Annotated in this window: 31 protein-coding genes; 18 read left to right on the top strand and 13 right to left on the bottom strand. The window is 72.0% G+C overall.

Annotated features, from left to right (window positions below; all coding sequences use genetic code 11):
- The first annotated feature begins 8 nt into the window (after positions 1-8).
- Positions 9-824, top strand: a complete 816-nt coding sequence (locus F6X53_RS08740; RefSeq protein WP_150999568.1) for a cobalamin-binding protein — start codon at positions 9-11, stop codon at positions 822-824.
- A 66-nt stretch (positions 825-890) separates the two neighbouring features.
- On the opposite strand, the gene F6X53_RS08735 is transcribed toward F6X53_RS08740, so the two are convergent.
- Complete coding sequence (locus F6X53_RS08735; protein ID WP_373875956.1) at positions 891-2,150, bottom strand: lytic murein transglycosylase; 1,260 nt, start codon at positions 2,148-2,150, stop codon at positions 891-893.
- A 296-nt stretch (positions 2,151-2,446) separates the two neighbouring features.
- Here F6X53_RS08735 and F6X53_RS08730 point away from each other — a divergent pair, with 296 nt between their 5' ends.
- A complete protein-coding gene (locus F6X53_RS08730) occupies positions 2,447-2,695 on the top strand; it encodes a hypothetical protein (protein WP_150999564.1) in 249 nt (82 codons plus the stop codon).
- A gap of 63 nt (positions 2,696-2,758) precedes the next feature.
- Here the strand turns inward: F6X53_RS08730 and F6X53_RS08725 are convergent, their stop codons facing one another.
- Entirely contained in the window at positions 2,759-4,162 is a 1,404-nt protein-coding gene (locus F6X53_RS08725; RefSeq protein ID WP_150999562.1) for a TadE/TadG family type IV pilus assembly protein, read from the bottom strand.
- A 286-nt stretch (positions 4,163-4,448) separates the two neighbouring features.
- On the opposite strand from F6X53_RS08725, the gene F6X53_RS08720 reads away from it, so the two are divergent.
- Both F6X53_RS08720 and F6X53_RS08715 read left to right on the top strand, forming a co-directional pair.
- Entirely contained in the window at positions 4,449-5,144 is a 696-nt protein-coding gene (locus F6X53_RS08720; RefSeq protein WP_238297061.1) for a TadE/TadG family type IV pilus assembly protein, read from the top strand.
- A gap of 47 nt (positions 5,145-5,191) precedes the next feature.
- Complete coding sequence (locus F6X53_RS08715; protein ID WP_150999560.1) at positions 5,192-5,734, top strand: TadE/TadG family type IV pilus assembly protein; 543 nt, start codon at positions 5,192-5,194, stop codon at positions 5,732-5,734.
- A gap of 61 nt (positions 5,735-5,795) precedes the next feature.
- Here F6X53_RS08715 and F6X53_RS08710 read toward each other — a convergent pair whose 3' ends face one another.
- Together F6X53_RS08710 and F6X53_RS08705 are read right to left on the bottom strand one after the other, a co-directional pair.
- Positions 5,796-8,504: a hybrid sensor histidine kinase/response regulator gene (locus F6X53_RS08710; protein WP_150999558.1), complete on the bottom strand. Its 2,709-nt coding sequence runs from the start codon at positions 8,502-8,504 to the stop codon at positions 5,796-5,798.
- 33 nt (positions 8,505-8,537) lie between these two features.
- The gene (locus F6X53_RS08705) at positions 8,538-9,584 is read right to left on the bottom strand and encodes an HD domain-containing phosphohydrolase (RefSeq protein ID WP_150999556.1); all 1,047 of its coding nucleotides are present in this window, start codon (positions 9,582-9,584) and stop codon (positions 8,538-8,540) included.
- Positions 9,585-10,182: 598 nt separating this feature from the next.
- Here F6X53_RS08705 and F6X53_RS08700 point away from each other — a divergent pair.
- Complete coding sequence (locus F6X53_RS08700) at positions 10,183-10,398, top strand: hypothetical protein (RefSeq protein WP_150999554.1); 216 nt, start codon at positions 10,183-10,185, stop codon at positions 10,396-10,398.
- A gap of 47 nt (positions 10,399-10,445) precedes the next feature.
- Here the strand turns inward: F6X53_RS08700 and F6X53_RS08695 are convergent, their stop codons facing one another.
- Positions 10,446-10,652 (bottom strand): hypothetical protein, encoded by a 207-nt coding sequence (locus F6X53_RS08695; RefSeq protein ID WP_150999552.1) that lies wholly within the window; start codon positions 10,650-10,652, stop codon positions 10,446-10,448.
- Positions 10,653-10,924: 272 nt separating this feature from the next.
- On the opposite strand from F6X53_RS08695, the gene F6X53_RS08690 reads away from it, so the two are divergent.
- The gene (locus F6X53_RS08690) at positions 10,925-11,146 is read left to right on the top strand and encodes a hypothetical protein (protein ID WP_150999550.1); all 222 of its coding nucleotides are present in this window, start codon (positions 10,925-10,927) and stop codon (positions 11,144-11,146) included.
- A gap of 11 nt (positions 11,147-11,157) precedes the next feature.
- On the opposite strand, the gene F6X53_RS08685 is transcribed toward F6X53_RS08690, so the two are convergent.
- Complete coding sequence (locus tag F6X53_RS08685) at positions 11,158-11,511, bottom strand: hypothetical protein (protein WP_150999548.1); 354 nt, start codon at positions 11,509-11,511, stop codon at positions 11,158-11,160.
- Positions 11,512-12,136: 625 nt separating this feature from the next.
- On the opposite strand from F6X53_RS08685, the gene F6X53_RS33105 reads away from it, so the two are divergent.
- The 7 genes from F6X53_RS33105 to F6X53_RS08655 all read left to right on the top strand — a co-directional run bounded on the left by F6X53_RS33105 (position 12,137) and on the right by F6X53_RS08655 (position 17,181).
- A complete protein-coding gene (locus F6X53_RS33105) occupies positions 12,137-12,409 on the top strand; it encodes a hypothetical protein (RefSeq protein WP_238296121.1) in 273 nt (90 codons plus the stop codon).
- Between the two features lie 8 nt (positions 12,410-12,417).
- Entirely contained in the window at positions 12,418-13,743 is a 1,326-nt protein-coding gene (locus F6X53_RS08680) for a D-serine ammonia-lyase (RefSeq protein WP_373875872.1), read from the top strand.
- Positions 13,744-13,879: 136 nt separating this feature from the next.
- Positions 13,880-14,635 (top strand): SDR family oxidoreductase, encoded by a 756-nt coding sequence (locus F6X53_RS08675; RefSeq protein WP_150999544.1) that lies wholly within the window; start codon positions 13,880-13,882, stop codon positions 14,633-14,635.
- 93 nt (positions 14,636-14,728) lie between these two features.
- The gene (locus F6X53_RS08670) at positions 14,729-15,199 is read left to right on the top strand and encodes a cupin domain-containing protein (RefSeq protein WP_150999542.1); all 471 of its coding nucleotides are present in this window, start codon (positions 14,729-14,731) and stop codon (positions 15,197-15,199) included.
- A gap of 33 nt (positions 15,200-15,232) precedes the next feature.
- A complete protein-coding gene (locus F6X53_RS08665; protein WP_150999541.1) occupies positions 15,233-15,697 on the top strand; it encodes a carboxymuconolactone decarboxylase family protein in 465 nt (154 codons plus the stop codon).
- Positions 15,687-16,613, top strand: coding sequence for a sigma-70 family RNA polymerase sigma factor (locus tag F6X53_RS08660; protein WP_150999539.1), 927 nt, complete (start codon positions 15,687-15,689; stop codon positions 16,611-16,613). The genes F6X53_RS08665 and F6X53_RS08660 overlap by 11 nt, the downstream gene beginning before the upstream one ends.
- A gap of 313 nt (positions 16,614-16,926) precedes the next feature.
- Complete coding sequence (locus F6X53_RS08655; RefSeq protein ID WP_150999537.1) at positions 16,927-17,181, top strand: DUF6894 family protein; 255 nt, start codon at positions 16,927-16,929, stop codon at positions 17,179-17,181.
- A 40-nt stretch (positions 17,182-17,221) separates the two neighbouring features.
- Here the strand turns inward: F6X53_RS08655 and F6X53_RS32260 are convergent, their stop codons facing one another.
- Entirely contained in the window at positions 17,222-17,389 is a 168-nt protein-coding gene (locus tag F6X53_RS32260; protein WP_191970754.1) for a hypothetical protein, read from the bottom strand.
- 275 nt (positions 17,390-17,664) lie between these two features.
- On the opposite strand from F6X53_RS32260, the gene F6X53_RS08650 reads away from it, so the two are divergent.
- Positions 17,665-18,393 carry a sulfite exporter TauE/SafE family protein gene (locus F6X53_RS08650; protein WP_150999535.1) on the top strand — a complete coding sequence of 243 codons (729 nt, stop codon included), beginning with the start codon at positions 17,665-17,667 and terminating at the stop codon, positions 18,391-18,393.
- Positions 18,394-18,600: 207 nt separating this feature from the next.
- Positions 18,601-18,756: a hypothetical protein gene (locus F6X53_RS32255; protein ID WP_191970753.1), complete on the top strand. Its 156-nt coding sequence runs from the start codon at positions 18,601-18,603 to the stop codon at positions 18,754-18,756.
- Between the two features lie 347 nt (positions 18,757-19,103).
- Here F6X53_RS32255 and pqqA read toward each other — a convergent pair whose 3' ends face one another.
- Positions 19,104-19,193, bottom strand: a complete 90-nt coding sequence (gene pqqA, locus F6X53_RS08645) for a pyrroloquinoline quinone precursor peptide PqqA (protein WP_150999534.1) — start codon at positions 19,191-19,193, stop codon at positions 19,104-19,106.
- Positions 19,194-19,527: 334 nt separating this feature from the next.
- Between pqqA and F6X53_RS08640 the strand changes: the two genes are divergently transcribed.
- Positions 19,528-19,788 (top strand): hypothetical protein, encoded by a 261-nt coding sequence (locus tag F6X53_RS08640; protein ID WP_150999532.1) that lies wholly within the window; start codon positions 19,528-19,530, stop codon positions 19,786-19,788.
- A gap of 47 nt (positions 19,789-19,835) precedes the next feature.
- Here F6X53_RS08640 and F6X53_RS08635 read toward each other — a convergent pair whose 3' ends face one another.
- The 3 genes from F6X53_RS08635 to F6X53_RS08625 form a co-directional block, all read right to left on the bottom strand.
- Positions 19,836-21,476: a dihydroxyacetone kinase subunit DhaK gene (locus F6X53_RS08635; RefSeq protein ID WP_150999530.1), complete on the bottom strand. Its 1,641-nt coding sequence runs from the start codon at positions 21,474-21,476 to the stop codon at positions 19,836-19,838.
- Between the two features lie 119 nt (positions 21,477-21,595).
- Positions 21,596-22,078 (bottom strand): DoxX family membrane protein, encoded by a 483-nt coding sequence (locus tag F6X53_RS08630; protein ID WP_150999528.1) that lies wholly within the window; start codon positions 22,076-22,078, stop codon positions 21,596-21,598.
- A 287-nt stretch (positions 22,079-22,365) separates the two neighbouring features.
- Positions 22,366-22,695 carry a hypothetical protein gene (locus tag F6X53_RS08625; RefSeq protein WP_150999527.1) on the bottom strand — a complete coding sequence of 110 codons (330 nt, stop codon included), beginning with the start codon at positions 22,693-22,695 and terminating at the stop codon, positions 22,366-22,368.
- Positions 22,696-22,844: 149 nt separating this feature from the next.
- Between F6X53_RS08625 and F6X53_RS08620 the strand changes: the two genes are divergently transcribed.
- Together F6X53_RS08620 and F6X53_RS08615 are read left to right on the top strand one after the other, a co-directional pair.
- Entirely contained in the window at positions 22,845-23,027 is a 183-nt protein-coding gene (locus F6X53_RS08620) for a hypothetical protein (protein WP_150999525.1), read from the top strand.
- Positions 23,027-23,254, top strand: a complete 228-nt coding sequence (locus F6X53_RS08615) for a hypothetical protein (RefSeq protein ID WP_150999523.1) — start codon at positions 23,027-23,029, stop codon at positions 23,252-23,254. The genes F6X53_RS08620 and F6X53_RS08615 overlap by 1 nt, the downstream gene beginning before the upstream one ends.
- A gap of 33 nt (positions 23,255-23,287) precedes the next feature.
- Here the strand turns inward: F6X53_RS08615 and F6X53_RS08610 are convergent, their stop codons facing one another.
- The gene (locus tag F6X53_RS08610; protein WP_150999739.1) at positions 23,288-23,875 is read right to left on the bottom strand and encodes a 3'-5' exonuclease; all 588 of its coding nucleotides are present in this window, start codon (positions 23,873-23,875) and stop codon (positions 23,288-23,290) included.
- A 17-nt stretch (positions 23,876-23,892) separates the two neighbouring features.
- Positions 23,893-24,342, bottom strand: a complete 450-nt coding sequence (locus F6X53_RS08605; RefSeq protein WP_150999521.1) for a GNAT family N-acetyltransferase — start codon at positions 24,340-24,342, stop codon at positions 23,893-23,895.
- Positions 24,343-24,513 lie beyond the last annotated feature (171 nt).

Below are 24,513 nucleotides of genomic sequence, written 5' to 3'. Positions count from 1 at the left end.
CCCGGCCGATGCGCCGGTTCCCGCCGGAGCGGATCGTCTGTCTCACCGAGGAAACGGTCGAGACCCTGTATCTCCTGGGCGAGCAAGACCGGATCGTCGGCGTCTCGGGCTACGCCGTGCGCCCGCCCCAGGTCCGGCGCGAGAAGCCGCGGGTCTCGGCCTTCACCAGCGCCGACCTGCCGAAGATCCTGCGCCTCGCCCCCGATCTGGTGCTCGCCTTCTCGGACCTGCAGGCCGGGATCGCGGCCGATCTCGCCCGGGCGGGGATCGCGATCCACCTGTTCAACCAGCGCGACGTTGCGGGCATCCTGGCGATGATCCGCACCCTCGGGGCCCTGGTCGATGCCGGAAGCCGGGCCGAGGCGCTGGCGCGGGGCTACGAGGCGCGCCTGTCCGCCATCGCGGCGGGGGCGAGGGGCCTGCCTCGGATCCGGGTCTATGTCGAGGAATGGGACGAGCCCCTGATCTCCGGGATCGGCTGGGTGTCGGAGCTCGTCGGCATCGCGGGCGGCACCGACATTTTCCCGGAACAGGCCGGCCAGGCGGCGGCCAAGGACCGGATCGTGACCTCCGAGGCGGTCGTGGCGGCAGCGCCCGAGCTGATCCTCGCCTCCTGGTGCGGCAAGCGGGTCGTGCCCGCCCGGATCGCGTCGCGGCCGGGCTGGGACGCGATCCCGGCTGTGGCGCAGGGCCGGATCGTCGAGATCAAGTCGCCCCTGATCCTGCAGCCCGGGCCCGCGGCCCTGACCGACGGCCTCGACGCCATCCTGTCGGCCCTCGGCCGCGACCCGGCGCCGTTTCGCGCCCCGCGCGATGCGGGCTGATCGCGCCGGGCCGCGAGCCGCCACGCGCAGCGATCCCGGAACCCGCCGGAGCAGGCGCGTGCGATCTCAGCGGCCCTCCCCGAGCCGCGCCAGCAGGGCCGCATCCGCGTAGCCGTCCGGGACGAGTCCCGCGGAGGCCTGGTAGGCGCGGATGGCCGCGCGCGTCTTCGGGCCGACCTTGCCGTCGACGCCGCCGACCGCGAAGCCGCGGCCGGCCAGGTGCCCCTGAAGCTGCCGGCGCTCCTCGGTGCTGAGCGGCCGGTCCGTCCGCGGCCATCCCTGCGCGAAGGCCGGCCCCCCGCGCAGCCGGTCGGACAGATGCGCGACGCTCAGGGCGTAGGCGAGCGCCGTGTTGTAGCGCAGGATGACCCGGAAGTTCGGCAGGAGCAGGAAGGCCGGCCCCCGCGCGCCCGTGGGCAGGACCAGCACCGCGCCCGACTCCGGGGCGCCGCCCTGCGCGTCCGGGGCGGCCAGCGGCTCGGCCCGCCGCAGGCCGAGCCGGAGCCATTCCGAGATCGGTCGCTCGGTCACCTCGTCGGCCAGCGCGTAGTCGAAGCCCTCGGGGAGCCGGACCTCGAAGCCCCAGCCCTCGCCCGGGCGCCAGCCCGAGACCTTGAGGTAGTTGGCCGTCGACGCGAGGGCGTCGGGCACCGAATTCCAGATGTCGCGCCGGCCGTCCCCGTCGAAATCGACCGCGTGCTGGAGATAGGTGGTGGGCATGAACTGGGTGTGGCCCATGGCGCCGGCCCAGGAGCCCGTCATGCGCTCGGGCGAGACGCGGCCCTCGTCGAGGATCTGCAGGGCGCCGAGAAGCTCGTCGCGCCAATAGGCGGAGCGCTCCGCCTCGCCGCAGGCGAGGGTCGCGAGGGCCCGCACGACCGGACGGACGATTGTCGGGTCCTCCAGCACTGTCCCGTAGGTCGATTCGACGCCCCAGATAGCCGCCAGGACATGGCGGTCGACGCCGTAGGTCGCCTCGATCCGGGCCAGGACCGGCGCCCACTCGGCGAGCTTCGCCTGGCCCTGCGCGATGCGGGACGGCGTGACCGTGGCGTCGAGATAGTCCCAGATCGGCTTGACGAACTCGGCCTGGTCGCGGGCGGGCGCCAGGATCCCGGGATCGGGCGACAGGCCCTCGAGCTCGGCGGCCACGACCCTTCGGGCAATGCCCTTCGCGTCCGCCAGGGGGATGATGTCGGCAACGCAGCGCCGGAACGCCCCCGCGGCATCCGGCGCGGCGGCCTCCGGGGGCGTCTGCGCATGGATCGGCGCCGCCGAGGCCGTAACGAGAATGAGGATGAGGAGCCCGGATGCGCCGCCCCGCAGGCGTCTGCGCTCATCGAGGTGAATGCGCCCAAATGGGCGCCCGACAAGGCTTGGGCGCCCGGCAAGGCACGAGGTTTTGCGCCGCATCAACGAGCCTTCCTTCGGCAGATCGGGACCGGCGCGGAGCCTAGGGCCGCGTCCCGTCTCACGGAAGCAGCTGTTCGGTTCTGCCGTGACCGGGTTTGCCGATGCGTCAGCCGGACCGGGCGGCCTACAGCCAAGCTAACCCATTCTTGTCGCGATCCCTTGATCTACGCTCCACGCCCGGGCTCGCCGGGTTGTGTGGAGTTGATCTCGTGCTGGTACGCACCGCCCTCGCCCTTCTGGCCACCACCGCCGCGGCCCTCGCGGCCCCGAGCGCCGGGACGGCCCCCGATCGCAGCGCCCTGAAGCAGTATTGCACGGGCGATTACCTGACCTATTGCGGCGACCTCGCGCCGGACAGCCCCGAGGTCCATGCCTGCTTCCGGCAGAACAAGGCCAAGCTCAGCCCGAACTGCCAATCCGCCATCACCAGCTACATGAAGGCCCAGAAGAAGGGCTGATCCCGGGCGGATCCGGCTGGATCCGGGCAGATCCGGGCACGATGCGGGCCGCGGGCCGCCGGATCACTGCGTCAGCATCAGCCGGCCGCTCACCGGGCCGACGCCCTTCGGCACCGGCACGCTCGTCGCCTCGTAATTGGCGTTGAGATACAGGTTCGGGCCCTCGTAGAGGTTGACCTGCTGGGCCACCACGACCGTGTAGGCGGATTGGTCCGCGACGGGGCGCGACGCGTCGATGACGAGGCGGCCGGCCGGGAGATAGATCGTCCCCAGCATCGTGCGGGCATTGTCGCTGATGATGCGGTAGGTCCGCACCGGCTTCGTCAGCCCCAGCGGCGGCGGGGTCGGCGGGATGAGCAGCTCGAGGAGCGGATCGGTCAGGCTCAGGAGCGGGTCGAGCGGGACGCTGACGGTCCGCTCCTCCGACATCAGCAGGCCGGCCATCACGCCCGTCGTCGGCGCCGACAAGCTGATGGTGGTCTTCTTGTCGAACAGGAGGCCGCCCTTGCTGCCGGTGAAGTAGAAGGCCACGTCCGTGCCCGACAACGAGCCCGACTTGTCGACGACCAGGGGGCCGTCCTTCATCACGTAGATGCCCGGCTTCAGGGTGACGACGGCCTTCTTGGTGATGCGCAGGCCTCCGCAATAGGTGCCGGGCTCCAGGGTCGCGTCGACATCGATCGTCGCCGGGCCCTTGGCCACGACGAGGTTCAGCGGCCAGGGCAGCTGCGCACAAGCGCCGATCGGCGGCGCCGGCCGGTCCTTCAGGGGATCCTGGATCACCGGGCAATCGGTCTGGGGCGTCGGCGAGAAATTCGCCCGGGCCCCGTCGAAGCCGCCGGCGGAGCAGATCGTCTGGGCCCGCGCCATGGCGCTGTCCTGGCCCATCATGCCGCGGGTGCTGGCGGAGTTCGAGTAGAGCGCGCAATCGTTGGCGGTGACCTGGGCGTTCTTCTGGAGCGCGAAGGCGGCCGGCGCGCCGGCATCGAGGGTCAGCATGCAGAGGCGCATCCGCCCGACGACGCTGGCGCGGGCCTTCACGGCGATCTGCACCTTCGGCACGCCGACATAGCCCCCGAAGGCGAGGGAAAACTCCTCCTCGGCCGAGGCGGAGACGGTGGTCTTGTCGTCGGAGACCGTCACCCGGATCGTCAGCGGCCGGTCCTCCGGCGCCTGCGCCTGGGTGCGGATGGTCTGCGTCGTCAGGCCGATGATCGCGTCCGCGCTCGGCATGGCGAGCTTGAGGGCGTTGCCGCCCGCGAGCGCGCCGGCATCGACCGCGCCCTGCAACTGGCCGCGCCGCGCGGCGAGGCGGGCATAATCGGCGCCCCCACCCGCCAGACCGATCAGCAGCACGGCGCTCAATCCGAAGATGAGGGCGATCGAGCCGCCGCGATCCGCCCCGAAGGCCCGCAGCCAGGCGGCCGGGCCCGGGCGGCTTGCGGGCCTCCGGCCGTCACGGGGCATCGGGCGGGATGGGTTCGGGTTCACGCGCGCCACATCTTCCGTCGAGCAAGGTCCGCGAGCGTAAGGTGGGGAGCGTTAACAGGTCCCGAGTCGAAAGCGGCAGCCATTGCTTCGCGATCACTTGAGCCGGAATCAGAGTCTTCTCAGTAAATTCGCGGTTACGGAACGCGGCGCGAAAGCATCTATTAAGGAGAATGGTGAGTCTTGCGGCCTCCAGGGCCGGATTCCGCCGCTCTTCTTACGATCTCTCAACCGCTTGCCGCCCAGGATGAGCGATCGCTGATCGGTGCGGCGCAACGGTTCGGACCGGGAGATTGTGGGCTCGTCGATGCAGGGCGGTGGCGAGACAGGTCGGGGAAGGCCGCGCGACGGCGACGGATCGGTCCCGTCCGCCGCGCCGCGTCGCCGGGTCGCCGCCCCGCGGGCGCCGCGCCGCGCCGCGCTCTGGCGGGCCCTCGCCCGGGATCGCGGCGGGGCGACGGCCGTCGAGTTCGCGCTCCTGGCGATCCCGTTCTTCGCCCTCCTGTGCATCATCTTCGAAGCCGCCTTCCTGCTCCTCTCGCAGCAGACCCTCGACGGGGCGGTCGACCGCGCCGCCCGCGTCCTGCGCACCGGCGAGTTCCAGGACACCGCCGACGGAACCGACCCGGCCGAGCGCATGCGCCGGCTGATGTGCCGGAACGGGGTCGTGTTCTTCCGGTGCGAGGATCTGCGCCTCGACGTGCAGCGCTCGGGCGGGTTCGCGGCGGCCCAGCCGACCGAGGCCTATGACGGCACCAAGAAGGATTGGGTCGTCAGCTTCGGGACGCATTTCGATTGCCCGGCCGGCGGCGACATCATCGCCCTGCGGGCCGCCGTGCCGGTGATGCGCCCGTTCAGCGCCCTCAATTTCAGCGGCCAGACCATGACGGGGGGCCGGCAGCTCCTGATCACCACGATGATCTTCCGGACCGAGCCCTACGCGGCGAGATCCTGCACGTGAGGTCCGGGCTCGCCCGCCTCCGGAGCTTGCCCTGCGCCCAGGCGGGCGTGAGCGCGACCGAGTTCGGGCTGATCGCCCCGACCCTGATCCTGCTCTTCATGGCGGCCATCGACATCCCGCGGGCCTACACGACGGGCCGGCGCCTCGCCGGCGCGGCGAGCGCGATGGCGGACCTGATCTCGCGCAGCGATTTCGGCACCCTGGCGGATGTCTACGCGGCCGCCCGGACGGTCGCGGCCCCCTACGACGTGAGTTCGGCCGGCATCGTGCTGACGGCCGCGGGCGTCTACCAGACGCCGAAGGGCTACGTCGCCCGGGTCTGCTCCAGCGCCGCGCAGAACGACCAGGCGCGCATTCCCGGGAGCGCGCTGGCGCCGGTGCCGGCCGGGATGGAGACCAACGGGGCCCGCTACGTCATGGCCGAGGTGAAGATGCGCTACCGGGCGGTCTTCACGATCTTCCCCGGCCTGAACGGCTGGCGCTTCGCCTACACGAAGATCTGGCCGGTGCGCGAGGGCGTGCGCATCAACGGCCAGGAAGAGGTCGTGCTGCCCGGCGGCCAGCCCTGCCCGGCGACGCTGGATTCCTGAGCCGTCCCGTTCGGATCCCGCGGCCCCCGGCGATCGACCCGCCCCGGGAGCCCTCCCGGCCTCACGCGGCGCGCATCACCCGGAAATGGCTCTGCAGCGCCGCCTGGGTGTCGGCCAGCAGGGGCCGGAGCCCGGCCAGGAGGCCGGCCTCGGGGCAGATCCCGTCGAGGCGGGCCTGGCGCTCGATCCGGGCGAGGGCGTGACCGAGGGCTTGCGCGCCGACATTCACGCTCATGGATTTGAGGCCGTGCGCCGCGCTCGCGACCGCCGGCGCATCCCCGGCCTCGGTCGCGGCCTCGAGGGCGTCGAGGGCGGTCGGGCCGTGGTCGCGGAAGAGGCGCAGGAGGCGCTCGATGAAGGGGGTGCCGCTCTGCGCGGCGATCTCGGAGAGGCTCGCGAGGGTGTCCGGGTCGAGGAGCCGGACGTCCGTCGCGCCCGCCGCGGGCGCCTCCTCCGGCGCCCCGTCCGGGACGGGCGCGCGAGCGCCCGCGTGATCGGGGAGCGTGGCGGCGAGCATGCGCGCGAGGTCGGCCAGCGTGAAGGGCTTCACCAGCACCCCGTCCATCCCGGCCGCCTGCCACGCATCCGCCGCCGTGCCGATGACGTGGGCCGTGAGGGCGACGACCGGGACCCGGCGGGTGCCGGCCAGCGCCTCGTCGGCGCGGATCGCCCGGGTGGCCGCGAAGCCGTCGAGGACCGGCATGCTGCCATCCATCAGGACGAGATCGAACCCGCCGCCGCGCGCGGCCTCGACCGCCTCCTGGCCGTTCTCCACCATGACGATCCGGGTGATGCCGCAGCGGTTGAGCGCCTCGGCCGCGACCTCGCGGTTCACCGGGTTGTCGTCGGCGACGAGCACCCGCGCGGCGTCGAACCGGGGCAGGTCCGGGGTGGCCGCGGCCTGCCCCGCCGGGGCCTCGAACGCGGTCCCGGCGGCAAGCGCGGCGAGCGCCGGCCGCCACTCGGCCTGGACCAGGGGCCAGCGCAGGACCTCGTCGGCGAGGCCCGCGCGCAGGACCTGCGCGCCGCTCGGGTCGCCCATCGGCGCGAGGGCGAGCACGCGGCCGCCGCCGGGCCGCTTGCCGCGCCGCATCAGCGCCTCGGCCGAAAGGATCCAGTGCGCGGGCGCCGCATCCGCCCCCGGGGCGAATCCGGCGTCGCGCAAGCCCGCCTCGGCCACGCGGCCGGTCGCGGCCCCGAGGGCCTCGATCCGGACGGAGGCCGGAACCGCCGGGTCGCGCCGGACGGCATCCGGCATCGCCAGGATCTCGACGGGCAGCCGGACCCAGAAGGTCGATCCCTGGCCTAGCTCGCTCGTCACCCCGATCTCGCCCCCCATGGCGCCGACGAGCGACTGCGCGATCGAGAGGCCGAGGCCGGTGCCGCCGAAGCGGCGCGTCGTGGATTGATCGGCCTGGGAGAAGGCCGAGAAGATCGTCGGCAGCGTCGCGGCCGGGATGCCGATGCCGGTATCGGTGACGCTCATCTCCAGGATGCGCCCCTCAGAACGTGCGCCGACCCGGATCAGGACGTGGCCCGCCTCGGTGAACTTGAGGGCGTTGTTGACGAAATTGCCGAGGACCTGGCCGAGGCGGACGGGGTCGCCCAGGAAGGCGCTCGGCACCCCCGGGGCGATCTCGGCGGCGAGGTCGAGCCCCTTGGCCCTGGCGCGCTCGCCGAACAGGGTCACGACCGTGTCGGTGATCTCCGCGGTGGCGACCGGGATGCGCTCCAGTTCGAGCTTGCCGGCCTCCACCTTCGCGAAGTCCAAGATGTCGTTGATGATGGCGAGGAGGCTCTGGCCGGAGCGGGCGATCACCTCGGCGTAGCGGCGCTGGCGCTGGGGCAGGTCGGCGGCGGCGAGCAGCTCGGCCATGACCAGCATGCCGTTCATCGGCGTGCGGATCTCGTGGCTCATCGTCGCCAGGAAGGTGGATTTCGCGGCGTTGGCGGCCTCGGCCACCTGCTTGGCCTCGCTGAGGTCGGCGGTGCGGTCGCTGACCTCCTGCTCCAGGGTGGCGCGGTGGCGGGCGAGCGCCTGGTCGCGGGTCCGGACGGCGCCCAGGAGCCCGTTGAAGGTGGCGGCCAGCGCCCCGACCTCGTCATTCGTGGTGACGGGGGCGAGGGTGGCGTAGTCGTGGTTCGCCCGCACCGCGTTCATGGTCTCGGTGAGCGCGATGAGCGGGCGCGTCAGGGCCTTCTGCAGGCGCCAGGACACCAGGAGCCCGATCAGGAGCGCGAGGCTCGCCGCCACGGCCGCGTTCCGGAGCAGGTGCAGGAGGCGCGCCGACAGGTCGGCCGTCTCGGAGATCACGGTGACGCGGCCGACCGGGCGCCCGGCCGAGATCACCGGCACGCTGAGGCTCACGGTCCGGGTCAGCGCGAGGTCGAGGGCCGAGACGCCCTCCTGGCGGTCGAGGTCGACATCGCCCGCGAGGCGCAGGCCGAGCCCCTGCTCGGCCAGCAGCGTTCCGTCGGACAGGGTGAGGGCGGCGTAGACGAGGTTGTTCTGGTCGGCGATCGCCCGCAGGACCGCCTCGACCGGCTCTGGGTCGCGGGCCGCGGCGGCCTTCGCGCTGGCGCTGGCGAAGACCCTCGCGAGGTCGAGGAGCGCCGCCCGCTTGTCGACGGCGTAGCGGTCGAGCTCGTTCCAGACGCTGAGGCCCGTGCCCGCCGAGAGCGCGATCAGGACGGCCCCGACGACCGCCCAGCCGAGCCGCTGGGCCAGGGAGCGATAGGCGCGCGCGCCCGAGCGGTTGATCCCTGTCATCGACACCCTGCCTGCCCCTCGCGCCGTCCGGTCTCAGGCCGCTTCGCTCGCCGCCTGGAGCGTCCCGGCGGCGATCTCGGGCCACCGGCTCAGGAAGGCCTCCACCACGGCCGCATCGAAATGCCGTCCGGCCTGGGCGACGAGGTGGGCGCGCGCCTCCTCGAAGGACCAGGCCCGCTTGTAGGGACGCTCCGTCGTGAGGGCGTCGAACACGTCCGCGACGGCGACGATGCGGCCCGAGAGCGGGATCGCCTCGCCCCGCAGCCTCTGGGGATAGCCCGCCCCGTCCCAGCGCTCGTGATGGCTCCCGGCGATCTCGGCCGCGAGGCGCGCGATCGACGAGGTGCTGCTCTCCAGGATGCGCTGGCCCCGCTCGGCATGGCGCTCCATCTCGGAGCGCTCCTCCGCCGTCAGGGGGCCGGGCTTGAGCAGGATCGCGTCCGGCACGGCGATCTTGCCGACATCGTGCATGGTGGAGGCGAGGCTGAGCTGGCGGCACTCGGCCGCCGGGAACCCGAGCGCCTCGGCGATCAGGCCCACATAGGCGGCGACGCGCGCGATATGGTTGCCGGTATCGGTGTCGCGATGCTCGGCGGCGCGCATCAGCAGCATGATGATCTCGCGCTCGCGCGCCTCGATCGTGGCGACGGCGGCCGCGACCTCCCGGACCAGCACGGCGGCGTGGGCCTGCTGGTCCCGGTAGGCCCGGGACAGGGCCAGGAGATTGGTGACCCGCGCCCGGATCTCGACCGGGTCGCAGGGCTTCGTCAGGAAATCGGTCGCCCCCGCCTCCAGGGCCTCGCGCCGGAGACTGCGCTGGTCGATGCTCGTCACCATCACGAAGGGCACGTGGGCAAGGCCCGGGATCTGGCGCGCGGCCTGGATGAACGCGACCCCGTTCATGCCGGGCATGTCGTAATCCGTGATCACGACGCCGATGTCCTGGGCGCAGGACCGCGCGAAGGCGAGGGCGTCGGCGGGCCGGGTGAAGTCATGCGGCTCGCAACCAGCGATGGGCCGCAGGGCCTCGACCATCAGGAGGTTGTTCAGTTCACCGTCGTCGAGGACGAGCGCATGCATGACAGACTTCTTCCCGGGCCCCGCTCCCCGACGAGCTTCTGCCTGACAAACCTTGCGAAATCGTTCGGCGGCGGCCCCGCGGAGCCGCGGCATGGGGGCGCCCGCCTCCACGCCGGGCCCCGGCGGTGAGGGAGGTGCGCGTGCGGACGGCGCGATCCGCGCCTCTGATCGCCCGCTCGGAGATCGCCATCGTGCAAGCGGCCGGGGAAGATCATCGAACGTCGCGATCGCATTCGACAAAGTGCAAATGTCGTAAACCGTACATCAGCGCGTCTCAACGATTTTTAAACGACATGCTCCGTTCAATCGAGCGATGCAGGAGGTGTTGTGTCCCGCCCGCTCGTCGTCGCGCTCATCTTCGGTGTTCTGGCCGCTCTGCTCGTCGTGGCGGTCAGCCTCGTGCTGTAGCGCCCCGGGCGGCGCTTGACGCCCTCGCCCCCGACGCCATCCAGGATTCCGGAGCCGGGAGGGCGTCGAGGCGCTTTCGGGCGATCCGCAACCCCGGCCGGGCCGGGTTCCGGCACGCCCCTTGCTCGGCAGGGCCGCAACAACATCGAACTGCGAGGAAGCGTCGCGCAACGCCACGGAGACGTGTCGCATGCTCTATGGACTGTACTTCCTCACCTGCCTGGCTTCGAATCCGTCGCACTGCGTCCTGCGCGTCCATACGTTCGGCGACGAGGTCTGGACTCCCCAGCAATGCATGAGCGTCGCCCAGCCCCAGATGGCCGCCTGGCAGAGGTCCCATGAGCGCTGGCGCGTCGAGCGCTTCCGGTGCGGCAAGCCCCCGCGGGACGACGGCACGCGGATCTGAATCGCGCGCGGCCTTGTCTGAATCGCGCGCGGGCCTTGCGCGGGCGGTCAGCGCGCCCGCGCCACCATCCTGGCATTGTTCGACAGGGCGTTCGGCGCGTAGGGCCCGGGAACCTCCTCGACCGTGACCTGGCGCAGCCGCATCGGCTCGCAGGCGACGGCCTCGATGGCCCGGCTGATGGCGGCCCAGGGATCCTCGCACTCGGCGATGATCGTGCGGAGGACCGAGACGAGTTGCTCCTGCGCATTGGACATGGCGTGTCTCACACTTCGCGCCCAGCGGCTCCGTCCAGCCCCGAATAGCTGCAGAACGCTGCGCTTTTCTGGAAGGAATTAGCTTAGGACCTGCGGATCTTCCCGGAAAGATCTATAAAGTACAACACTTACTCCGAATGGAGCAGGAACCGGGCCTCGAATGTCCGGACGTGACGCGGGCCGCGCGCCGCAGGCCCGGACGAATTCATCCGGGCGTTTACGGCTGCGCCACGCCTGTCCGGCATTCTCCCGCCCGGCGGAGGAAGCCGGACATGCTCGAACAGGCTCTCAAGCACCTGCAATACGCGATGATCTTGCGGGACTGCGCCGCGCAGAGCCGGGACCCGGCCGCGCGGCAACTGTTCACGACCGTCGCGAGCCTGCACGAGATGCGGGGGCGCGCGCTGATCGGGCGGTTGCGGGCCCGGGCGCCCGCGGCCCCGCGCCCGGCCGAACGACGCCCCTGGCGGTTCGGCCGCTCCGCCCCGCGCTGAGGGGCGAGCCCTCAGTGCCGGAAATGGCGCAGCCAGGACGAGACGGGATCGATGACGTAGGCCGCCACGGAGGAGGCCCAGGCGGTGGCCCGCGACGTCATCGCGCGCGCCCGCTCGGCCAGGGCCACCTCCTCGGCGGTCCGGGCCGCGAGGATCGCCGAGACATAGGCATCCTCCCCGTCCTTGCATTCGTCGAGGGCGCTGCGCTCGGCGGCGAGCCGGCTCTGGCTGGGGATCTGCCGGCCATAGGCCTCGCGCACGCAGCCGTGCCAGGCCTGCTCCAGGGCCGGGAGATCCGGGGTGCCCGCGGCGACCGGCACCGCGCCGAGAACCAACAGAGCCGGGATGAGCAGGGTCGCGCGCATGCCGTGGGTTCTGCAGCCTCCGTCCGCGCGCGACTAGAACAAAAGAGCAACACACAGGTGTCGATCGGCATCGGATCGGCGCCGGCATCGCCGCGCCGCCGGGGCAGGATCGCGCGAGCGCGCGGGTCCCGTGCCGGCGCGCGGGAGCCTCGACGATCATGGCTAAGACATCGTTAACCTGCGCTCGGCCTGTCGGCGCGCTGCCGCAGCCATGTGCTCAAGCGCACAGCATGCCGCCGGATGCAGCAGAAAAGGCTTGCGAGCCCTGAACCGGGATGTCATTTCTGCGGTGCAGCAAGGCGATGGCGTCGCCGCGCTGCTGCCCTTTCTTGGGCGTTTCCTCCCTAGACTTCGGGCCGCTCCGCAAGGGCGGCCTTTTTCTTCCGCCGGATGCGCGATGTCAAGCAGGATAATGCTCGACATGCCCCCGGTGAGCGCCGATCCTGCCCCTCATCGACAGACCCGAGGCCCCTGGCGGCCTTCGCTCGTGGCGCGCCGACCCTGGGGCCGGACCCTCGCCGTCCCGGCCGGGTTTCGCTATGCAGGGCCTCCGGGGGCCTGCCGCCCGTGTGCTGCCCCTTGCCGCACGCGGGCGACGGCCGGGGAGCACAGGAAGACGGCGCGCATGACGATCAACCGGGGTGCGATCGAGCAGGCGGCGGATCTCTCCGCCCTTCGCGTGCTCGTCCAGACGCTCGCGATGCTGACCTTCGAGGGTCACGGCTTCACGCCCGAGAAGGTGCGCGCGCTCGGGCGCGGCTTCGCGGCCGAGCTGGAGGACGTGACCGTGCCGGGCGCGGGCGCCACCTACGACGCAGCCATCCGGGAGGCGAATATCCGGGCGATCGCGACCCTGTTCGATTCGGTCGCGGACGGAATGCGGCCGGGCGAGGGCTAGACGCGGTGGTGGACGGGCTCCCGGACCCCGCGCGCGCCGAGGCGCCGCACCAGGACATCCCCCGCGGCGTGCCCCTCGCGGTCCGGCGGGGGCAGCCGACCGTCTGGCTCAACCCGCATCGCGCCCCCACCGCCGATGGCCTCCCGACGCGCGCCGTCTCGCTCGCGGATGTCGAGGCGGCGCTGGCGCGCTGGCGGCGTTTCGAGCCGCTCCTGGCGCGGCTCTTCGACGAGCTCGAGACCGGCCGGATCGACTCGCCGCTCCGCGCCCTGTCCGAGCCGGTGGCCCGGCGCGTCCTCGGCGGGGCGGGCGGGACGGTCTGGGTGAAGGCGGACCACGAGCTGCCCGTCACGGGCTGCATCAAGGCCCGCGGCGGCGTCTACGAAGTCCTGGTCTACGCGGAGGCGCTGGCGCGCGAAGCGGGGCTGCTCGGGCCCAGGGAGGGCTATGCGCGCCTCGCGGAGCCGGAGGCCCGGCGGGTGTTCGGCGCGCACACGGTCGCGGTCGGGAGCACCGGCAATCTCGGCTTCAGTGTCGGCGTCATGGCGCGGGCCCTCGGCTTCCGGGTGGAGGTGCACATGTCCCGCGATGCCAAGGCCTGGAAGAAGCGGCGGCTGCGCGAGATCGGCGCCGAGGTCGTCGAGCATGCGGGCGATTACGGCAGCGCCGTCGCGGCGGCGCGCACCGGGTTCCAGGGCCGGCCCGACGCCCATTTCGTCGACGACGAGGATTCGCTCGACCTATTCCTCGGCTACGCCACGGCGGCCTTCGACCTCCGGCGCCAGCTCGCCGAGGCCGGCGTCACGGTCGACCGCGACCATCCGCTCTTCGTCTACCTGCCCTGCGGCGTCGGGGGCGCGCCCGGGGGCGTCACCCTCGGCCTGAAGCTGCTGTTCGGCGACGCCGTCCGCTGCATCTTCGTGGAGCCGGTCGCCGCGCCCTGCATGCTGGTGCAGCTCGCGGCGGGGCTGGAGCGGACGGTCAGCGTCTACGATGTCGGGTTGGACAACCGCACCGCCGCGGACGGCCTCGCGGTCGCGCGCGCGTCGATGCTGGTCGCCCGGATGGTCAGGGGGCTGATCGAGGCGGTCGCGACCGTGTCCGACGACGCGCTCCACGCCTGGCTGCGCGACCTCTGGCACGCGGCGGGGCTGCGCCTCGAACCCTCCGCCGCGGCGGGGTTCGCGGCCGTGCGGCCCTTCCTCACCGCCCTGCCGCCGCCAAACCCGGCGCGGGCGACGCACGTGGTCTGGACCACCGGCGGGGCGCTGCTCCCCGAGGCGGAATTCCAGAAGGCCCTGAGAGGCAGCGCGGCCGAGCCCGCTGCGGAGTGACGGAGCCGGGCCCGGACGGGATCGCCGCGCGAGAAAATTCGCGCCGCGATGTCACGTCCCCGCAGGCTGCCTCGTCTTGAGCCCGGATGCGCCTCCCGAGGGGAGGGCGCGGGACAACGGACGTGAGGAGACCGGCATGAAGATCGTGGTCATCGGCGGTACCGGACTGATCGGGACGAAACTCGTGGAGCGGCTATCCCGGCAGGGCCACGCGGCCGTCCCGGCCTCGCCGGGCACCGGCGTCAACGCCGTCACGGGGGAGGGGCTCGCGCAGGCCCTGGCCGGGGCGGAGGTCGTCGTCGACGTGGCGAACGCGCCCTCGTTCGAGGACCGGGCGGTGCTCGACTTCTTCGAGCGATCGGGGCGCAACCTGCTCGCGGCCAAGGCCGAGGCCGGCGTGCGCCACCACGTCGCCCTCTCGGTCGTCGGCACCGACCGCCTCCTCGCCAGCGGCTATTTCCGCGCGAAGATGGCGCAGGAGAGCCTGATCGAGGCCGGCCCGATCCCCTACACGATCGTGCGGGCGACGCAGTTCTTCGAATTCGTCGGCGGCATCGCCCAATCGGCCACCGAGGGCGGCACGGTGCGCCTCTCGCCCGCCCTCGCGCAGCCCATGGTCTCGGACGACGTGGCGGCGGCCCTCGCGGAGGTCGCGGTCGCGGACCCCGTCAACGGCCTGATCGAGATCGCCGGCCCCGAGGCCATCCGCCTCGACGACCTCGTCCGCCGGTTCCTGGCGGCCTCCGGGGACACGCGCCAGGTCGTGACCGATCCGGGCGCCCGCTACTTCGGCGTCGAGCTCGGCGAGCGCTCCCTGATCCCGGGGGCGCATCCCCGCCTGGCCGCGACGCGCTTCGCGGATTGGCTCGGCCGCCCCCGCCCGCAAGCCTAGCCTAGCCTAGCCGCCGGCACGGATCCGCATCCGCAAGGCCGCGCAATCGCCCGACCCTGCCCGATTCCACGCTCGCCTCACGAGGAATGTCCGATGTTCAAGACAATCGTCCCTGCCGCCGCGCTCGCCGCCGGGCTCGCCGGCGCCGCCTCCGCGCACGACCTGTCCAAGCCCGCGCCGCATGCCGGCGCAACCGCGGCGGCCGCCGATGCGACCGCGGCGGCCGCCGACGCGACCGTGACGGTGGTGTTCGACCACGCGCTCCCCAACGTCCCGGGCAAGAGCATGAAGGGCGTGCTGGTCGCCTACGGGCCGGGCGGCGCCTCGCCCGCCCACACCCATCCGGCAAGCGCCTTCATCTACGCCACGGTGCTGGAGGGGGCGATCCGCAGCCAGGTCAATGACGGGCCGGAGCGGGTCTACCAAGCCGGAGAGAGCTTCGCCGAGCTGCCGGGCGACCGGCACGGCGTCAGCGCCAATGCGAGCATGAGCGCGCCCGCGCGGCTCCTCGCGGTGTTCGTCGTCGACACGAACGAGACGAATCTGACCACCCCGATCCGGTGAGCTGCCGGACGGACATCGAATGGAGAAGCGGCCATGACCCCACGCGTCGACAATCCCTACGAACATGCCCCGGCCGGCATCAAGGCCCTGATGGCGCTGGAGGGCAGCATCCGGGCGAGCGGCCTGGAGCACGGCCTGCTCGAACTCGTGAAGCTGCGCGCCTCGCAGATCAACGGCTGCGCCTACTGCATCGGCCTGCACGCGACGCAGGCCCGCCGGCAGGGCGAGAGCGAGATGCGGATCTACCTGCTGAATGCCTGGCGCGAATCGACCCTCTACAGCGAGCGCGAGCGGGCGGCCCTCGCCTGGACGGAGGCGCTGACCCGGGTCGCCGAGACCGCGGCGCCCGACGGCGACTACGCGGCGCTCAAGGCCGCGTTCACGGATGCGGAGCAGGTGCAGCTCACGCTCCAGATCGGGGCCATCAACCTGTGGAACCGGCTGCAGATCGGCCTGCGCGGCGTCCATGACGGGGATCCCTCGCGCGATGCATCCTGACGAGGCCGGCACCGATCTCTTCGAGGCGCAGCGCCCGCGGCTGATCCGCCTCGCCTACCGGATGCTGGGATCCGTGGCGGAGGCCGAGGACGTCGTCCAGGATGCCTGGCTGCGCTGGCGGCAGGTCGACCGCGCCCAGGTGGGCGCGCCCCCGGCCTTCCTGTCGCGGATCGTCACGCGGCTCTGCCTCGACACCCTGAAATCGGCCCGCGCCCGGCGGGAGACCTATGTCGGGTCCTGGCTGCCCGAACCGCTCGTGGAGATGCCCGAGGAGGCCAGCATGGAGAGCGACGCGCTGACCTTGACGCTGATGATGGCGCTGGAGCGGCTGTCCCCGCTGGAGCGGGCCGCCTTCCTCCTGCACGACGTCTTCGGCGTGCCCCTGAACGAGATCGCCGCGACCCTCGACCGGGACCCCGGCGCGGTCCGGCAGCTCGCGGTCCGCGCCCGCAAGCACGTCCAGGCCGACGGCCCGCGCTATCCGGTGGCGCGGGAGGACGGCGACCGCATCGCCGAGGCATTCTTCACCGCCTCGCGCAGCGGCGACCTCTCCGCCCTCCGGGCCATGCTGTCGGACAGCGTGGTGCTGCGCTCGGACGGAGGCGGCAAGGTCCACGCCTTCCTCAACCCGATCGCGGGGGTGGAGCGCATCCTGCGCCTGTTCCGGGGCCTCGCCCGCAAGGCTGCCCAATCCGCCGGCAAGCCCGCCGCCAAGCCCGCGACCTTCCTCAAGGCCATCCGGGTCGATGGCCTGCCGGGCTTCGCGAGCCTGGAGCGCGGCGGCGTCCTGCAGGTGACGGCCCTCGCCGTCGCGGACGGGAAGATCACGGGCATCTTCATCACGCGCAACCCGGACAAGCTCGGCCACGTCGCCAGGGCGCTCGGCCTGCCGCCGCCGGCGACGCCGCTGCACTGACGCGCCGGCCCCGGCGCGATGATCGTCCGGGGGCCCGCGTCGTGCGTCCGCGCACGTCAGCCGCTACGCCAGAACATGAATGGTTGCCTGAAAGCATGAAGGCAAACCGCTGAGACTTCGGCGTTTTCAGGTCAGCAAGCAGGCTATCAATAATTCGTTAACACAGGGATGACGGCACCAAGGTACAGCTCCGTACGCTATAAATCGTTGATTTATCTTGATTTATCTCTGATACAGCGAATCATCTACTTGATTTTCCAACCTTTCGCTTGGCCAAGCCTTCGCATCATCCACGCTTCTGGGAGACCGTTCTGTGGCCCGGTATTTCTTCGATGTTCACGATCTCAAGCTTTCGGCCTGCGACCACGAGGGCACGGATTGCGCCGACCGGAAGGCCATCTCCGATGAGGCGCTCCGAGCCCTGTGCCAGATCGCGGGCGACCAGCCCGAGCGCTACGTGAGCCAGAAGCTGCGCGTCGTGGTCCGCGATGCCGCGGATCGGATCGTGATGACGGCTGCCCTCGACCTCTCGGCGGCCTGGCATATCGAGCAGGCCGAGGCCGCCTAGGACCGGGCACCCCGCGCGGCGCGGATGCGGCGGCCGCGCCTCAGCAGAACAGATGATATCTGCAGCTGAGCATCCCGAAACTCACCAGCAGAAGCATTGCGCCGATCAGTTCCAACCTCGCCCGATGCTGTCGATAGCGCAGGGAGGCGTAGCCCGAGCTGAGCGCGAGCATGAACGTTGCGGCAATGACAATCGGGAGCGTGTTCACCGAGCCTCCATCCGGAGGGATATACACGCTGCCGCTCCGCTGTTGAGCAGTTCGTGAGAATTACCCAGACGGAAAAGTACCGAATACGCGCCATTCGCGACCGGGCGGGGCGGGCAGTGCTGGACGCACGCCGTCTCCTCCGTCCGAGTTCGGAGCGCTCCCAGGATATCTCCGCGCGAATTCAATCTCCGGCCGCCGCTCGCCGTGGAGTCGATCGGGGACCAAGAGGCGCGATGCGGCGTGCAGAGCGGGCCGGGAGCCGCTAGGGGAGCCGGATGGGTCTCCTCTTCGTCCTCGCCGTCGGACTCGTCGCCGGCCTCGTCAGCGGCATCATCGGCACGGGCTCGTCGATCCTGCTCGTGCCCGTGCTGGCCTCCGTCTACGGGCCGCGGGACGCGGTGCCGATCATGGCCGTCGCGGCCGTGATGGCGAATGCCGCGCGCATCCTGGCGTGGTGGCGGGAGATCGACGGGCGCGCCTTCGCGGCCTACGCGATTCCCGGAGCGCTCGCGGCGGCCGCGGGCGCCCGGACGCTCCTCGTGCTGCCGCCGCGCGCGGTCGACCTTGCCATCGGGGCCTTCCTCCTCGCCATGATCCCGGTGCGGCACCAGCTCGCTGCCCATCTCCTGCGGCTGCGCCTCCGGCATCTCGCCCTCGCGGGCGCCGTCATCGGCTTCCTGACCGGCATCGTGGTCTCGACCGGCCCCCTCTCGGTCCCGGTCTTCGTCGGCTACGGCCTCGCCAAGGGGGCGTTCATCGGAACCGAGGCGGCCGGCTCGCTCGCCGTCTACGCGAGCAAGACCCTCACCTTCCAGGGCGCCGGGGCGCTGCCGCCCGACACCCTGCTGAAGGGGCTCGTGGTGGGCGCGTCCTTGATGGGGGGCGCCTTCCTGGCCAAGCCGTTCGTGCTGCGGCTCTCGCCCGACCGGTTCCGCCACGTGATGGACGGCCTGATGCTGGTCTCCGGGCTGAGCATGCTCTGGAACGGCCTCGGGGCGGCCTGAGCCGCGCGCCGCCGGCGGGCGCCCCGCCCTGCGGCGGCGCGATGGCTCCCATTCGTTGCGGGCCGCGCCGCCATGCTCAGATGGCGGCGTTGAAGCCTTGGGAGCGTTGAAGCCTGCCAGCGTTCGAGGCCTCCGCACGAGGCACCAATCCCCCTGGCCGCCAGCATCGGCGATCTCCTCGCGTCCGAGACCCTCTCCCTCGAGGAGGTGAAGCGGAGCGCCTCGGCCATCTTCGACGGGGAGAACACGCTTCCGGCCACCCATGCGGTGGCGATCAACCTCCCGGCCTTCGCGAACCTTCCGGAGGATGTGCGCGCCGCGATCGTGAGCGCCCTGATGGCCGGGCGCCCGGTCCGGCGCTGACGCCGGCCCGGGCGCATTCCGTTCCGGATGACAACGCGATCGGAAACGGCGCTCGATCGCGGCCGCTCCGAGAAATTCGGGAACCAGCGCGTCGCAGGCCGGGTTTCCCGCATTGCAGCAACGCGATCAGGTCGCGCTGCTGCATTCCGCCCTCACGGGCGTTTCCTCCCTAGACTCGGGCCGTCCTCAGGGGCGGCCCTTTTTTCATGACGCCGGCCGGGTTGTCCCGCTTCGTGCGAAGCGGCGCGCCAGCGTCCCCAAGCGACGCGAAAAGGCTATCCAAACCGGCCAAAAGAAAAGGCGGCCCTTTCGGGCCGCCCTGACAGGTCGGAAACCTGATCTTCCGCTTAGTGGAAGGTGTCGACCTCAGCCGACTCGTAGCTGGTGACTTCCATGCCGACGCAGATTTCCTGGACGATCGGGGCGGACCACTTCATGGCATCTCTCCGTTGAAAACTTCTGGAGCCTATATGGCAGCGTGCGCCGCTCGGCGAAAGAGGGGCAGAGACTTATATTCCTCTTATGTCCCTCAGGAACCGGCCTCGCGCCGGCGCGGGCGGCCGTCCGTTCGGCGTGTCCGGACCGCCTCGGTCGAGGCAAGTGAGGCCGCGCGAAGGCAGAATCCGTACGAAATTGTACTAAAGTACGAGGCCGGCACGCCCCGAATTCGCGTCGGCCCCGGCCGCGAATGCTCATTTCGCGGCGGCGTTGCTTGTGAACACGCTGCGCCATGATCTGGCGACCGGGCCGACCGGTTGCTAGGTTCCGGCCATGAACGATCTCGAGACCTGCCTCAGCACCTTGAAGAATATGGCCGATCACGGCGTCACGTCGGACGACGCGATCAGCGCGGCCTTGAGCGACTATCTCGCCGCGCACGCAACGGGCGCCGAGCGCCTGCAAGCCATCACGGCGCTGGACGATTACCTCAAGGCCGGGGGCGCCGAGGAACTGGAACCGCGCGCCTTCTGGCTCTCCGTGCAGGAGAAATCGGGCGATCTCGCGCGGATCCTCCGGGCGGACGGACGCTAAAGTCGGGTGATCAGCGTTCCCGCCCGCCCGGCCGGCGAGGGAACGGGTCAACCCGGCGCCAACGCCCCGAAGGCCTCCGCCACCGCGGCGGCGCCCGGATCCTCGACGCCCCTGAGATCGCCCGCCGCGAGGTAGCTGGAGCGCCCCGTGGCGGCGCGCTCCAGCCGGGCGGTGGCGCGGGCGCCCTCCCGCGCGGCGCGGGCCGCCCCGGCGAGGCCCTCAGTGGCCAGCGCGTCGACGGCCGGGACCAGGGCATCGAGCAGGGTGCGGTCGCCCGGCGCAGCCCCCCCATAGGCGCGCACCCGCGCGACCCCGTCGGCGAGGGCTGCGGGCCAGGCCGCCCCGCCGGCGAGCGCGGCACCGGTCGCGGCGAAGAAGATCGAGGCCAGCACGCCGCTCGATCCGCCCGCCGCCCGCCCGATCCGCCAGGCGAGGGCCCGGGCGAGGGCAGGGGGATCGGCCTGCGGCAGCCGGTCGAGATCGGCGAGCACCGCGCGGGCTGCCCCCGCGAAGGTGGTGCCGGTATCCCCGTCGCCGACCCGCGCATCGAGGGCGTTGAGGGCGGCTTCCGCCGCGATGAGCGCGCGCGCCACCGCCTCGATCCGGCCGGCCGTCAGGGCGTCGCGCGAGGGCGCGAAGGTCTCGCCCTCCAGCCCCTCGGGCAGCGGGCGCACCCGCGCCGACGCGAAGCGGGGCTCCACCCGCTCGGCGCGCGGCCAGGCCGGCACCGCGACGGGCGCGAGCAGGGCCGCTTCCAGCTCGTCGTCGAGGGGCAGGACGGAGAGCGAGGCGCCGTGCATGTCGAGCGCCGTCATGGCGGGGGCCGGGCCGAGCAGCAGGCGCACGCGCGCGCCGAGATCGGTGTCGAGCACGGCACGGGTCAGCACCTGCATCTCCAGGGCGGTGGTGCCCCCGAGATTGTTGACCAGGAGGGCGAGGCGCTCCGCCCCGGCGACCGGGGCGGCCAGGCGCGCCGTCATCACGGCGGCGAGGTCGCGCGCGGGCGGCAGCGCGATGCGCTCGGCGCCGGGCTCCCCGTGGATGCCGAGCCCGAGCTCGGCCTGTCCCGCCGCGAGGCGCGGCCGGGGCTCGGTCCCCGGGATCGTGGCGGTCGAGACCGCGATCCCGAGCGAGCGCGCGGCCGCGGCCGTCCGGCGGGCCAGCGCCGCCACCGCCTCCAGCGGGGCGCCGGAGGCGGCGGCATGGCCCGCGACCTTGTGGACGAAGAGCGTGCCAGCGAGGCCGCGCGGCTGCCTGGCCTCCGGCAGGGCGACGTCGTCGGCGACGAGCACTGTCTCGATCCGCAGGCCCCGGGCGCGGGCCCGCTCGGCCGCGAGCCCGAAATTCAGCCGGTCGCCGGCGTAGTTCTTGACCACCAGAAGGCAGCCGGCCGGCCCGGTCACCGCCAGGATGCCGGCCAGCACCGCATCGACGGACGGGGAGGCGAAGACGTCGCCGCAGACGGCCGCGCTCAGGAGGCCGGGCCCGACGAGGCCCTCATGGGCCGGCTCATGGCCGGAACCGCCGCCGGACACCACCGCGACCCTGTCCGGATCCGGGTCGGCGCGCAGCACCACGCGGATGTCGGGATAGCCGTCGAGCCGGGCGAGGCGCCCGCCGCTCGCGGCGATCAGGCCGTCGATCGCGTCGGTGACGAGGGTTTCGCGCGCGTTGATGAAATGCGCCATGGCGTGACCTCCCCTGATGCCGGGCGCGATCCGCCCCGCGGCCCGTCGCCGGATGGTCTGCGCGGTTCCGCCGGCCCTGACAACGGCGGGGGCGGGCCTTCGCGCGCAGATGTGAGCGCTCAGGGGCGCAGCGGCGTGTCGGCCAGGCGATAGGGATGGGAGGAGGCGAGGGGATCGGCGAAGAACGCCTCGACCGTCGCGGCGCCGGTGCCGAACGTCACGAGCAGGAAGCCCCCCGCGAGGGCGAAATTCTTGAGGAAGTCCCAGAACAGGCCGCGGCCGCGGCTGTCGCTCCCCGCCCAGAAATCCCCGGGCTTCCAGAACTGCTTCCAGAGCAGGGCGGTGACGCCGCAATAGCCGGCCAGGATGAAGGCGGCGGCCCGGTCCGCGATGCCGGTGAGGACGCCGAGCGACATCACGATCTCGACGAACAGGCCGATCAGGATCAGGCCGGTGGCGCCGCGCCGCGAGGCCACCGCCTCCTTGGCCTGCCCGACGGCCCCCTGGAAGTTGAGGATCTTGTCGAGGGCGCTGAAGGGCAGGAACAGGAGAACGAGCAGGAGGCGCACCGAGAAGGCCACGAGGATGCTGAACGTTCCCAATCGTTAGGCTCCCGCCACGCCACCGGCCTCCCCATGCGAGGCCGCCATCCCGAGGGATCAAGCGTGACCGTAGCAGAGATCCCGCCCCGAGGGCAGCCGCCCCCGGGATCGGTACGGTGTTGGGATCGCGCCCGCTCCCCGACCGGGCCTCGGCCGCGCTGAACCGCGCCCAGACCTCGCGGGGCCCGCCGCTGATCTATACAGCGAAATAAATACAATCCGGAGAACTTCGAAAACCAGTTGCGAAGCATCGGCAATCCGTGCTTCCAAGGAGCCCTGAACGCATTTCAGGGCACCGCGCCATGCCTGAAGCCATTATTTTCTACGGCTACATTTCTGTCCTGGCGGCACTCACCGGCCTTCTGTTCCGAGACTGGCGCCGGCGCGACGAGCAGCCCGACCTTCAGGTCAGAGCTTAAGGACCTTCGCGGGTCCGGCATCCCGGCGACCGCGCCGCGCGGATGACGCGCGCGGTCTGACCCGGGCGGGCCGAGAGGTCCGACGCGTCGAGGCGGCACGCCGAAGTCGCTGTCCTGCGCGCTGACGACCGGTCCCCGCACGATGTCACTCTGACGATTCACCGGCTCGGATGTTGATGCATCCGCATAGTCGAGCATCCGGATGATCGAGCGCGGCTGTTTCTCGAGCAGCGCGCGATACGTTGCGTCTTCCGATGCTTCGAGTCTTCGTTGACTGCACTGGACCGCGCTCTCGGAACACGTTCGCTCGCCCGGGGTTTGCCCAACATCACCAGCCCGGAGGCGACATGACCGCGAAACCACCGCCCGTTCCGCCCGCCAACCAATCCGACAAGGGCCCGGGCAGCGCCGCGCCCGCGCCCACCGCGCAGGGCAAGGGCGGGTCGCAGACCAAGGATCCCGACAAGATCGGCCAGGCCGGGAACACGAAGGTCAACACGACGAACCAGGGCTATCAGCAGGATCGGTGATGAGCACATCCAGTAAGAATCCCGCCGCCGATCGCCATCACGGCGGCCCCGGCAGCAGCCACCAGGACGCCTCGAAGCCCGCCGCCGAGCACCGGTCCGGGCCGACGCCCGGCAGCCCGACGAACGACACCAAATCCCACGTTTCGGGGGGCGGCGGCGAGCGGGACAGCCATCACCGGCATAGCAACCAGGGGCAAGCCCCCGACCGCGTCGACCGCTCGCATTAGGGCGCGGCCCGGCCCGGGCGCCGGGGCGGGTGCTCAGGCCGGGCCGTCCCGGCCGCCGCGCCCCGCTCCGGCGCGCGGGATCTCGGCCTCGGCTCGGGCGCAGGCGGCCTGCCAGAGTTGCCGCTCCCGCTGCGCATCGGCCAAAGCCCGGTGCACCGGTGCCGCGCCCGCCGCGCTCTCCGCGTCGATTGCGGCGAGCACCCGGCTCGCGAGGCCGCCGCGCCGGTCCGGCGAGACGCCGCCCGCTGCGAGGATCTCCAGGACACTGCGGCGTTGCGCCTCCTCGGTATCCCGCAACCGCAGGGCGTGCCGGGGCAATCCGGACGCGCGCAGGAGCCGGCTCAGCCATTGCCCATCCCAGGAGGGGGCGGAGGCGTAGAGCTCCACGCCCCGCAGGACGGTGAGCATGTGCAGGGCGACCCAATCATGGGCCTTGCCCTCCTGGACGAGGCGCTGGCGCGGGAGGCCGTGCACGGCCTCCGCCTCGGCGGCCCAATCGGTCCAGCCGGGCGCCGGCCGGATCAGGAAGCTCTCCGCCTCGCCGGTCGCGAACACCCAGGCCACCTCGATCGGGTAGCTGCTCTTGCCGAGGGAGGACGCCTCGAAATCCAGGAAAGCCATCCGGGTCACGGTCCCGCTCAACCTTTCTTCCGCAAGGGCCTGGTGAGGCAGCCCGCCGCCGCCGTGAAGCCGGTGGCCGCGCAGAATTCCGGCAGGTTCGGCTGCTCGGGGGCGGCGAGCATCTGCAGGGTGGCGCAGCCCGCCATCCGGGCGGCCTGGGAGGCCGCCTTCAGGAGTTGGCGGCCGATCCCGCGCCGGCGCTCCTCCGGGCCGACGAGCAGCATCGTGATCTGCGCGACCGGCGAGGCCTGATCGAGGGCCGGGTACCAGTGCAGCACGACGATCCCGCTCGGCGGCCCCCATTCGAGCGCCAGCAAAGCCGTCCCGTGGCCGTAGCGGAGCGCGTCCAGGCGGTCCGCCAGGGCATGCGCGGGCACCGGATGGCCCGCCGCCGCCAGCAACGCGGCAAGACCCGGCGCGTCGGACCCCGTCGCGGTGCGGATCTCCAGTCCGTAACGGCTTCCCAACGGCGTCTCCGGTCTCCGAGGATCGGCCACGGGTTCGCCATCGGGCTCCCGATCCGCCTCGCGCAATGCCCGTGTCGCCTATCCTGGCTTGCGCGGGCAGGTCAAACCGGGCGCGCCAAACCGACTGAGCCCCCGCGGCGGGGCTCTGGAGACGCGGCGCGGCGGCCCGCC

The organism is Methylobacterium soli, assembly GCF_008806385.1.
GTDB classification, from domain to species: domain Bacteria; phylum Pseudomonadota; class Alphaproteobacteria; order Rhizobiales; family Beijerinckiaceae; genus Methylobacterium; species Methylobacterium soli.
Note: the sequence above shows the minus strand (reverse complement) of the source record. Positions and strands in the feature narration are given on the sequence as shown.

Coding starts and splice junctions, on each gene's coding strand:
- F6X53_RS08740 (WP_150999568.1), top strand. CDS start 9: ATGCGCCGGTTCCCGCCGGAGCGGATCGTCTGTCTCACCGAGGAAACG.
- F6X53_RS08725 (WP_150999562.1), bottom strand. CDS start 4,162: ATGCCCCGTGACGGCCGGAGGCCCGCAAGCCGCCCGGGCCCGGCCGCC.
- F6X53_RS08710 (WP_150999558.1), bottom strand. CDS start 8,504: ATGACAGGGATCAACCGCTCGGGCGCGCGCGCCTATCGCTCCCTGGCC.
- F6X53_RS08705 (WP_150999556.1), bottom strand. CDS start 9,584: ATGCATGCGCTCGTCCTCGACGACGGTGAACTGAACAACCTCCTGATG.
- F6X53_RS08700 (WP_150999554.1), top strand. CDS start 10,183: ATGCTCTATGGACTGTACTTCCTCACCTGCCTGGCTTCGAATCCGTCG.
- F6X53_RS08695 (WP_150999552.1), bottom strand. CDS start 10,652: ATGTCCAATGCGCAGGAGCAACTCGTCTCGGTCCTCCGCACGATCATC.
- F6X53_RS08690 (WP_150999550.1), top strand. CDS start 10,925: ATGCTCGAACAGGCTCTCAAGCACCTGCAATACGCGATGATCTTGCGG.
- F6X53_RS08685 (WP_150999548.1), bottom strand. CDS start 11,511: ATGCGCGCGACCCTGCTCATCCCGGCTCTGTTGGTTCTCGGCGCGGTG.
- F6X53_RS33105 (WP_238296121.1), top strand. CDS start 12,137: ATGACGATCAACCGGGGTGCGATCGAGCAGGCGGCGGATCTCTCCGCC.
- F6X53_RS08675 (WP_150999544.1), top strand. CDS start 13,880: ATGAAGATCGTGGTCATCGGCGGTACCGGACTGATCGGGACGAAACTC.
- F6X53_RS08670 (WP_150999542.1), top strand. CDS start 14,729: ATGTTCAAGACAATCGTCCCTGCCGCCGCGCTCGCCGCCGGGCTCGCC.
- F6X53_RS08665 (WP_150999541.1), top strand. CDS start 15,233: ATGACCCCACGCGTCGACAATCCCTACGAACATGCCCCGGCCGGCATC.
- F6X53_RS08660 (WP_150999539.1), top strand. CDS start 15,687: ATGCATCCTGACGAGGCCGGCACCGATCTCTTCGAGGCGCAGCGCCCG.
- F6X53_RS08650 (WP_150999535.1), top strand. CDS start 17,665: ATGGGTCTCCTCTTCGTCCTCGCCGTCGGACTCGTCGCCGGCCTCGTC.
- pqqA (WP_150999534.1), bottom strand. CDS start 19,193: ATGAAGTGGTCCGCCCCGATCGTCCAGGAAATCTGCGTCGGCATGGAA.
- F6X53_RS08640 (WP_150999532.1), top strand. CDS start 19,528: ATGAACGATCTCGAGACCTGCCTCAGCACCTTGAAGAATATGGCCGAT.
- F6X53_RS08635 (WP_150999530.1), bottom strand. CDS start 21,476: ATGGCGCATTTCATCAACGCGCGCGAAACCCTCGTCACCGACGCGATC.
- F6X53_RS08625 (WP_150999527.1), bottom strand. CDS start 22,695: ATGCTCGACTATGCGGATGCATCAACATCCGAGCCGGTGAATCGTCAG.
- F6X53_RS08620 (WP_150999525.1), top strand. CDS start 22,845: ATGACCGCGAAACCACCGCCCGTTCCGCCCGCCAACCAATCCGACAAG.
- F6X53_RS08615 (WP_150999523.1), top strand. CDS start 23,027: ATGAGCACATCCAGTAAGAATCCCGCCGCCGATCGCCATCACGGCGGC.
- F6X53_RS08610 (WP_150999739.1), bottom strand. CDS start 23,875: ATGGCTTTCCTGGATTTCGAGGCGTCCTCCCTCGGCAAGAGCAGCTAC.